This window comes from Methanosarcina sp. 1.H.T.1A.1, from assembly GCF_000979295.1.
In the GTDB taxonomy this organism is placed as follows: domain Archaea; phylum Halobacteriota; class Methanosarcinia; order Methanosarcinales; family Methanosarcinaceae; genus Methanosarcina.
The window spans coordinates 1-9,012 of sequence record NZ_JJQY01000065.1; the positions used below are offsets into that span (position 1 = coordinate 1).

The following is a 9,012-nucleotide window of genomic DNA, read 5'->3' on the forward strand; positions in this document are numbered from 1 at the left end:
ACACCTCTCTATTCGTCGGCAGCGTCAGATGTGTATAAGAGACAGTGTATATATAGTGTGAGCTATATATATAAATGGCAATCAAAGAGTATTACTTTTCTAATATTTCCGGATTTTTGATTGATTGCAGTACAGCATATTGAAAAATGAAGGCATGATATAAGGAGTATTTTATGGAGTTTACGGATTCAGCGATAACCTTTAGGCAAAAAAATATAGTAATAAAGTCTCTTCGGTATATGGAAAGACATAAAAAAATTAGTCAGTATTGCGATGAATACAAAAAAAGCTGGCCTGAATTATCCTTTGATGAGGCAAGTAACTTAATCAGGATACTCGATAAGATGTCCTGGCAGTAACTATTTTTAGCTTCTATTCTTAGCTTCTTTCAGCTCTTTCTTATTTAGTTTCAAGTTTGTTTTTGCTCCATACTGTTGCTTTAGATAATTTGAGACAGGTGATATGCCGATTGGCTCAGGGGTACGAGTCCAATACCTCGGGAGTTTGGGGAGCGGTCACAAGCAAATAAAACCCCAGACGTTTCCTTTTTCGCTGCCACTTTAAAACTCTTTAGTTTCCTCATACTCAGGGTATTCAACTTTCCCCATGAAAAGGATGCAATTTGTCCTCTTATTCTCTATGAAGAACATGAACGGATGGTCGGCTTTGAACTCCTTTGGGTTTGAGTCCATTGCGCAGCTACCCTCCATCCCAACCATTGTTGCTGCCGCTGCTTCCGTGCCTTCTTCCTGTACATCTATGAAAGCTTGATGAATCACTCTGGATATTGCTAATGGACTGTCGCTAATTCCTGATAAATTCGCCAGGTTGAGGTTGAATGCATCCACAACGCCCATTTCAAAGAGGGAATCGGAAAGCTCGGTTTTAGTCTCAAACTTAAATTTCGGAATCGAGGTTTCCACTTCCCCAGTAAATTTCATGTCGTTTTTAAGTTTGGTATAGTCATTAACCGTGAATTCTGTTTCAAACTTTTCGATATTGTTGCTTTTAGGAAGCACGATGTACATGGATAAATCGTTGCCTTTATAAGGCAACTCTATGATTTTTGCCATTGAGTTTTCCCCATAATTAAAACTTTCAGACATGTACATCATGTCTACAGGGATTTCGTCTCCTTTTGACGGATAAAAAGTTTTTTTGTCAGTCAGTTCCTTATCAAATTCATACACCCACTTTCCATTGAAGTAAATCGCATTAGTGATAATTACCCGCGTATCAGACGTTATTGAATCTTCAGGAACCAGGTCTTTTATTTTGTTATTAGTCCTGGCTTCTACCCATTCATTGATGGTATCTCTGGAAGCATCCGGTTTTCCCACAAAATCGAGATTTGTCACTTCACCGTCATAGTAGTTTTTTACGTTGAAAACATAAGCTTCTTTTATGGGATATCCTTCCTGTACCCAGAGCGCATTTGCAGTTTGAAGCACATAATCATTATTTCCTGAATTTATTCCGTCATCCATTTCTTTCAAACCCACTCTTAAAACTGTTTTATTGGTGGGGAAATAAAATCCATTTGAGATCTGTTCCTTCGTGGTGTTTTCCGCCCCTTCATAACAGATTGCCATGGCAGCAGATATGCTGTGCGGCGAAAAAAAGATGTTTTCATACTTCTCATTTTCCAGTTGCGTCAACTGTGAATACATATCAAAAGCAAAAGCATTGTTTGCAGCTGCAATATCATAGTCTTTAACTGAGTCCGCATTTATTGTATTTTCCTGAATTACAGCTGTATCTTCAACGCAGCCTGTGCACAGCAACATTAGAGTAAATACGAGAACATTAATTTTCATTCTGGCCATGTATTTATAATATTTGGGGACAGTGTACTAAAATTTATTTATATATTAGCCGGGAAATGCCTGTTCTCTCTAAATAAAGTAAGATGTATATTCCAAAAATAGAAGCAGCCTTTTTTTCAACCTTTTTGATTGCTTTCTGAGCACCTGGATTTTCAACAACCGCTTAATGTACCGGCAAGTACACGGGCAATGCGTGCTTGTGGTTAATTATTATTATGTTATAGACAGATCATACTGAGTTCTCTAAAGCTTCCAACGAAGTATTTATCTGTTATTATATTTATTCCAGTACAGGCATTACATTTACTGATATCACTTTATTCTGGAACTAACCTTACAGAGAAGAATATAACATTTCGTAAATGAAGGATGAAACAATGCGGCAACAGGATGCAATAATGAGGCAACTGGCACAGAAAGTAACAGATTTTATCGAACCAGTAGTTCCATATATGGTCATTGGCTCTAAAAGAGCGGCTGAAGAAGCTGGCAATAAGGTGGGGCCTGCTGTCTGGGAGCTTAAGAAAAAACTGTGGGAAAAACTGTTTTCGAGAGACAGGCCGGAGTTGAAGGAAGCCGCAGGAGATCTGGTTATTGCACCCGCCGACCCGGAGGTAAAGCAGGTTTTAATCCGGGCAATTATAAACTCGTTTGAAAAGGACCCTGATTTAGCTAAAGAAATTTCCTCTTTTATGGAAGATGAGATTATACAGAGAATGCTTCTCGAACAGAGGATGAGGGCTGAAGATGGTTCGGTCAAGCTTATAAAACAAAATTCAAGTGAGAAAACCAGAGTGCTTGAAGAATTTAATAAGCTGCTTGAAGAATTCACCGCAAAAAACAATACTGTCAGTACTGCTTATGATTTAGAGCAGTTAGAAGCCGGGCAGGGAAAAGAAGAAACTATGGAAAAAGCCCTTGACTTTGCCTCTAAGATTCAATATGGAGATTTAAGGTCCCAGGCCCTTTCCCTGATTGTTCCGTATCTGAAGGGGCCAGAAAAGGTAAAACTCATTGAAAAAACCCTTTACTCTACTTCCAATATTCAGGATGAAGACGAAAGAGCCAGGGTCCTTTCTTCGCTTGTCCCTCACCTGAAGAGGCAGGGAAAAGAAGAAATTATTGAAGATATCCTTGATTTCTCTCCCCACATTCAATATGGGGATGCAAAATTCCAGATCCTTTCCTTGCTTATTCCGCACCTTGAAGGGTCAAATAATGAAGTAATCCTGGAAAAAGCCCTTGAAATGGCAGCCGGGATTCAATCCGAATTTCTGAGAGTACAGGCTCTTTCTTTGCTGATCCCACACCTGAAAGGGCAAAGAAAAGGGGAAATCATAGAAGAAGCCCTTGAATTGGCTTCCAACCTTAAAGATAAAGACATGAGGCCCCAGGCCCTTTCATTTATTATTCTGTATCTGGATGAAACAAGGAAAAAAGAAATTTTTGAAAAAGCCCTTGAGATGGCAACCGGGATTAAATCCGAGTCTCGGAGGGCTCAGGCGCTTTTTTCGCTTGTTCCGTATATTGGTGGGTCAGAAAAATAAGACGTTATGTGTCCTCTGCGCCCGCGTCTTTGATGTGCAGATTCAAAGCCAGGATGTAGAGGCTGACGACCAGCACCCAGGCCGGAAAGATCAGCGTCACCCAGAAATTGAGGCCGATGCTCACCAGCAAGATAAGTGCCAGCGAATAGGTTAAAAAGGACAGCCAGCGTGGCATGATGCGGGTGCGAACCGAGATGGTGCCCAATGAGATCATGAATACGCCTGCCATGCGAATGGCATAGACATTGGTGATGTTAAATATCACCTCCCGACTAAAGGTGTATACGCCGCTGATAATCAGCAAGTCCTGTTCGAGGGTATAGCTGGTCAGGAGCCCGCCGGCCAATGCCGCTGAGACAAAGGTCATGGCCAGGTACAGCAGGCCGCTGCCAAAGAACACGCTCGAAAAGAAACGGTCTTCCAACTGTCCCATGCGGTCGCGCACCACACCGATGAACCACAGGAAGGCGATCCCGGAGATGGGCACCAGACTCAGGCCCAGGGCTACGGTCTTTGCCTGCTCCTCCAGCCAGAAGTCGCCGTTGGCCGGATCGGGTGGGATAGAGAGTCGGATGAGCACATTGGCGGTGATGTTCAGCACGGCAAAGAGGATACCGGCGACGGCCGCAGCACGTGGCGTCTTGAGCCGCAGGTCATTCAAGGGACGTACTTCTTCGTTCATGATCTGTCTCCCAAAAGCTGTAGTGTCTCATCAACGGTGATTTGATAGGTAGAGACAGGTCTTGTGCCTACCCAAATTGGGCGACTACAAGGGTTCGTCCCTACATTTTATCCCTCAAATTAACCTTGACACGCCAGTAGTAGGCTGTGTCACTGCGCTGGAACCTCTTCAACTTCACCGAGTGTGAAGGACACAATTTCCCATGATATTATTCCCCATTCGTTTAGAGGTCTGAACACGTGGTCCATATGCCCCAATTTATATAAACCCTTTAATAAAAAGGATGTTATAATATATATATATTGAATACTTGTTTACCTTCTGTGAATGTTGTTTTTGCTTTGAATGTCGTGTCTTCTTTTGAGCATAAATTCAATTTTTGAAGAGGTGTTTCGGTGGGAACTAAACCTCTACAAAAAGATACAATTCGACGGTCGTTAGCTTCCAGTCTTAAAGACAAAGACATGAGGCTCCAGGCTCTATCCTCGCTTGTGCCACATCTTGATGGGGCTATGGATCTACCAAATTTATTGAATGATGTTGATTTGTTACCAGAATGATGTTTAAGGCTGCTTCTGAGGACTAAACAACTTTGGATTGTTTTAGTTTTTCGGGTACCGGGCTCTCTCCGGCCTCAAAGCAAAACCGACAGCTTTTCCCGAAAGGGAGAAAAAGAAGGTTTTTAAATCCAAAACCACAACAGTTTTTCTTTTCCTCTACTTCTTTTTCCTCTCCGGGAAAATCGAAGCCGAAGTAATTGATGGGGAAATCTGCCGCTTCGGCCCCGTCAGCGTAACGCTGCTTGAGGATATGGGAGGAAAAGGGCAGGTTGGAAGAGTTTTGGAAATTTATTATAAGTTTGCAGGGTAAGTTCTAAAGCGCCGGGTTAAGGTTTTTCACTTTTTACATAAGGGCACTCTTTTTACAATAGTATCTTTAACACATCATCACCTTTAATATATTATCAGTTTTTAATACATCATACATCATTTCAAATTAATTATTTTCAGATTAATAATCCAGGGTGAGTGTTATACATGAAAGAATCTGTTAGAAAACTTGGCCTCATAGGGGCTGGCCTGTGGGCAATGACCGAAGAAAAAGTAAATGAGCTTGTAAAAGACCTGGTCGACACAGGAGATATCAGCAAGGAAGAAGGCAAAAAAGTTGTTCAGGACCTGGTTGAAGAAAGCAGGAAACAGAGGGTTGACCTCGAAAAGAAAATATCTGAAAAGATTCAGGATGCTACCTCAAAGGCAGATTTCTTTACCAAAAAAGATATGCGTGAGCTAGAATCAAGGTTAGAGATTCTGGAGGGCGAAGTCCAGAAAATGAAAAATAAAGAAAAGATGTTCTTCAAATGAGATCATCTTTTTCTGGTTAATATTGGCTGTATTTTTTCCTGCTTTATCTTGCTGGTTCTGTTTTGCAGGAGGAATTATTCTTACAGCTCTTTTATTCTTACAGCTTTTTTATTCTTACAGATCTTCAATATCTATTTCGTCCTCAAGGCTTGAATTTTCGAGCAGATTCTCAAGTTCTGTAATGTTTTCTTCAAATTCCTGAATTTCTGCTTCGGTAAGTTCCTGTTCAGCTGAAGTATTTTCTTCTGCTCCGGGAATATTTGGGGCTATACCTGCTTCTTCCGCTTTAGATGTATCGTTTCCGATGCAACCGGACCCTGCAAGCCAGAAAATTAAAATTGAAAGCATAAGCACATGTATGAATTTTACCATTTTTTGCCCCCTTAATTCTCCAGTCCGTCCTCAGAGGAATTTTCGGATTCGTTCCCTGAGCTACTATTGGTTTCTCCAGAGGTCTCTGTATCAGTAAATTCAGTTCCCACGGTATTTCGGGTTCTTATTCTGTTACTCTCTTCAATTCTATGCTGCTCCAGCTCACCGAAGATTTCTTTCAGGATCTGGTTTGCCTCTTTTATCTCCTTGAGAGCACTTTGCTGATAATTGTCTGCTTTTTGCAGTTCTTCCTGAGTGGCGTTTTCTTTATTGTAGATCTTTTTTGCTGCCTCATTATTTTCCCTGGCTGAGTCCATCAGGGCATTGTAATTGGCAAGCTTTGCCTCAAGTTCAGTTGTATTAACACCGGTTTTGTTCAGGCTTTCGATCTCATTTTCAAGTTTTAGAGAAACTGCTTCGGATTTGTTTACAAATTTATCCAGACTCTCGCAGGCAGTCTGCCCGGTTTCCACTGCGGTCCGATTTCTAACATTGTTCCAGACGCCGCGTACCGATTCTGTTGCATTTGCAAAGTCTTCAAGATCTTCGGCTTTTCCAATAGCCTTCTTTTCTTCCTGCAGCTGGATTATCCTGTCTTCTATAACAGCAATTCTGGCTTTCGTACCATCGCCGTTTGACTGCTTAAGGTTGTACTGAACTTTTTCAAGATGAGCTATCATATAATCTATACTCGAGTTCAGATATTCCCTTGTGATTTCCAGTTCTTCTTTATTGTAGTTTCCTGACCTGAGCTGTTTTCGGATCGCAAGGAAATTTTTCTTTGAGCTTTGATAGTTATTTTTATGGACCTTGAGCTGTTCTTTTAACTGTGTCCGTTCATGAGCTTCTTCTCGCAGTTGTTCTCGTTCCAGAGTCCTATTCTCGGTTTGATTTCTGGCTGGAATTTTTTCCTTGATCAATTCCTGTTTCTGGAGAGTTTCAAGCGTCTTTTCATTCTTAGCATCATTACTTGCCCCTGCTCTATTCTTAGCATCATTACTTGCCCCAGCTCCATTCCCGGCAAGAGCCGCTGTCGATAGGATACTAAATACGATAAGTATGACAGTTAGACAAGATGCATAGCGTATTACTTTACCAAATTTGCCCATATGACTTCCTCCCTTTAAATTATTCAATTGTTACCTTATTTGGAGGGGGGAATATATAAGTATACTTTTCGTAAAAGAGATCATTAATTGGCAATTGTATTATCTAAAGCTTTATGAGTTTTATATTTGCTAAATAATGCTTTAAAATCCTTTATATCTTCTTAATTATAAACAATTAACGTAAAGGTTTTATACTAATATCCAATTTTCTCATTGACTATAAGTAAAAAATCTAATTAAGTTTTTCTGTTTTATCTTTTTTTCTTTTGTTTTGAAAATTTATTTACAGCATCAGGCACTAAATCGAATATTCATGCAGTATAAGTTCGTCCCTCATATTTCTCATATAAATTATGAAGTTTTCGGGCAGTTTATGTCAGATATGGCTGAAAAATTAAATGAAGATGGTCAGTGAGCTAAGCAAAAAGATCGAGCAAAAGATGAGTGAAACCGGATGAAACTTACAAAGAAAAACTGAATGAAAAAAACTGAATGAAAAAAACTGAATGAAAAAAACTGAATGAAAGAAACTGAATGAAAGAAACTGAATGAAAAAAACTGAATGAAAGAAACTGAATGAAAAAAACTGAATGAAAAAACGGGATCAATGATACTAATCCTTGAAAAGACGATTTTGAGAAAACGAGAGTAAGAAAAGATATTTTTCAGGTGAGGGCCATCTTTCAATCGAACTTACTCTTATTTTACTTCTTATTCTATTTTCATTTATTATTCTGTTTTCTTCCATCTCACCGTTTTCAGCTACTTTCACGTTTCTTCACTTTAGACTTAAAGTTCTTCAATTACTATTTCTTCCTCAAGGCTTGCATTTTCTAGCAGGTTCTCGAGTTCGGCCATATCAGAGTCAAGTTCCTGTATCTCAGCCTGGGAAAGTCCCATTTCCGAATCTTCTGATATCCCATTCCCTGCCTCGGCAACATTCGGGGCTGTTTCCTCCACTACAGTTGCATCGTTTCCGACGCAACCGGATCCTGCAAGCCAGACAATTAAAGCTGACAGTACAAGCAGGTGAGCGAATTTGACCATTTTCTGCCTCCTTAATTCTCCAATCTATCCTCTGAGAAGTTTTCGGTTCTGTTCCCTGAGCCAATGTTTATTCTCCTTTCGGAGAGGCTTTGTCCCGTTTACAGGAGTGCCGCTTATACAGATAAATTCTTATTAGTATTGTTTATACTTGTGGTATTATTAAGTTTGGTTTCCAATATTGTTATCTACTCTAATATTGTTAACTTCTTCAAAGTTATATTCTTTCAGTTCGTCGAAAATTACTCTGAGTATCTGGTTTGCCTTATTAACATTATTAAGAGATTCACGCAGATAATTGTTTGCCATTTCCAGGTTTTCCCGGGTAGCGTTCTCATCTTCATAAATAGAATCTGCAGCTTCTTTTTTATCCTGAGCAGCTTTTAGATATAAATTATAACTGGTAAGCCTTGTCTCAAGGTTCGCTGTTTTAACACCAGTCTCGTTCAGGCTCTCAATTTCAATCTCAAGTTTTTTAGAGAGATTTCCGGATTTGTCAAGGAATTCCCCTATTTTATGGCTAACAGTCTGTCCTGCACCTGCCAGGCTGGTCTTCTGCGCATTATTCCATATTCCACGCACGGACCTGACCGTAACTACAAATTCTTGCTGGCTGGAAGCATTTGCAACTTCGGCCTTTTCAGCCTCAAGCAGTTTTATAGTTTCATCTATGGCAACGATTCTTTCTTCTATTCCATTGCCATTTGAGTGCTGCATGTTGGTTTTTACGTTTTCCAGGTGGACTATCATATAACTAATACTTGAGTTAAGGTAGAGTCCTGTGGCATTTACAGCTTCTTCAGAATTGGGATCAAGTTTTCCTGCTCGAATTTGATTTCTTACCTTAAGGAAGTCCCCTTTTGCTTCCCGGTATTCGTTCTTCTGTAGCTGGAGCTCTTCATGTAGCTGTTTTCTTTCAAGTTTATACGCAGAAATCTTATCTTGATCCTGTGTTCTGACTCTGTCTTGATCCTGCATATTTTCAGGATCGGAATTCTCAGCGCCGTTAGCATCCTCTATACTATCTTTTTCGTTATTTTCTGGACCTGTATTGCCATTGGCATCCTC

At 40.1% G+C, this 9,012-nt stretch carries 8 protein-coding genes; 2 read left to right on the plus strand and 6 right to left on the minus strand.

What is annotated here, in order from left to right:
* Positions 1 to 560: 560 nt before the first annotated feature.
* Positions 561 to 1,826 carry a serpin family protein gene (locus tag EO95_RS06640; RefSeq protein WP_048133433.1) on the minus strand — a complete coding sequence of 422 codons (1,266 nt, stop codon included), beginning with the start codon at positions 1,824 to 1,826 and terminating at the stop codon, positions 561 to 563.
* A gap of 377 nt (positions 1,827 to 2,203) precedes the next feature.
* Between EO95_RS06640 and EO95_RS06645 the strand changes: the two genes are divergently transcribed.
* On the plus strand, positions 2,204 to 3,373 hold the full coding sequence (locus EO95_RS06645; RefSeq protein ID WP_048133442.1) for a hypothetical protein: 1,170 nt from the start codon (positions 2,204 to 2,206) through the stop codon (positions 3,371 to 3,373).
* A 4-nt stretch (positions 3,374 to 3,377) separates the two neighbouring features.
* Here the strand turns inward: EO95_RS06645 and EO95_RS06650 are convergent, their stop codons facing one another.
* Complete coding sequence (locus EO95_RS06650; protein WP_048133434.1) at positions 3,378 to 4,055, minus strand: hypothetical protein; 678 nt, start codon at positions 4,053 to 4,055, stop codon at positions 3,378 to 3,380.
* 1,037 nt (positions 4,056 to 5,092) lie between these two features.
* Between EO95_RS06650 and EO95_RS06655 the strand changes: the two genes are divergently transcribed.
* The gene (locus EO95_RS06655) at positions 5,093 to 5,419 is read left to right on the plus strand and encodes a phasin family protein (RefSeq protein WP_048133437.1); all 327 of its coding nucleotides are present in this window, start codon (positions 5,093 to 5,095) and stop codon (positions 5,417 to 5,419) included.
* Between the two features lie 114 nt (positions 5,420 to 5,533).
* Here the strand turns inward: EO95_RS06655 and EO95_RS06660 are convergent, their stop codons facing one another.
* The 4 genes from EO95_RS06660 to EO95_RS17850 form a co-directional block, all read right to left on the minus strand.
* The gene (locus EO95_RS06660) at positions 5,534 to 5,791 is read right to left on the minus strand and encodes a hypothetical protein (RefSeq protein ID WP_048133439.1); all 258 of its coding nucleotides are present in this window, start codon (positions 5,789 to 5,791) and stop codon (positions 5,534 to 5,536) included.
* Between the two features lie 11 nt (positions 5,792 to 5,802).
* Positions 5,803 to 6,900 carry a hypothetical protein gene (locus tag EO95_RS06665; RefSeq protein WP_235282895.1) on the minus strand — a complete coding sequence of 366 codons (1,098 nt, stop codon included), beginning with the start codon at positions 6,898 to 6,900 and terminating at the stop codon, positions 5,803 to 5,805.
* A gap of 789 nt (positions 6,901 to 7,689) precedes the next feature.
* Complete coding sequence (locus EO95_RS06670; protein ID WP_048133441.1) at positions 7,690 to 7,947, minus strand: hypothetical protein; 258 nt, start codon at positions 7,945 to 7,947, stop codon at positions 7,690 to 7,692.
* A gap of 159 nt (positions 7,948 to 8,106) precedes the next feature.
* Positions 8,107 to 9,012: hypothetical protein (locus EO95_RS17850; protein WP_052733530.1), on the minus strand; the 906-nt coding region annotated here is incomplete at its 5' end.

Bases quoted from the DNA above. Each gene is read 5' to 3' on its own strand.
- EO95_RS06640 (WP_048133433.1), bottom strand. From the start codon at position 1,826: ATGGCCAGAATGAAAATTAATGTTCTCGTATTTACTCTAATGTTGCTG.
- EO95_RS06660 (WP_048133439.1), bottom strand. From the start codon at position 5,791: ATGGTAAAATTCATACATGTGCTTATGCTTTCAATTTTAATTTTCTGG.
- EO95_RS06655 (WP_048133437.1), top strand. From the start codon at position 5,093: ATGAAAGAATCTGTTAGAAAACTTGGCCTCATAGGGGCTGGCCTGTGG.
- EO95_RS06645 (WP_048133442.1), top strand. From the start codon at position 2,204: ATGCGGCAACAGGATGCAATAATGAGGCAACTGGCACAGAAAGTAACA.
- EO95_RS06665 (WP_235282895.1), bottom strand. From the start codon at position 6,900: ATGGGCAAATTTGGTAAAGTAATACGCTATGCATCTTGTCTAACTGTC.
- EO95_RS06650 (WP_048133434.1), bottom strand. From the start codon at position 4,055: ATGAACGAAGAAGTACGTCCCTTGAATGACCTGCGGCTCAAGACGCCA.
- EO95_RS06670 (WP_048133441.1), bottom strand. From the start codon at position 7,947: ATGGTCAAATTCGCTCACCTGCTTGTACTGTCAGCTTTAATTGTCTGG.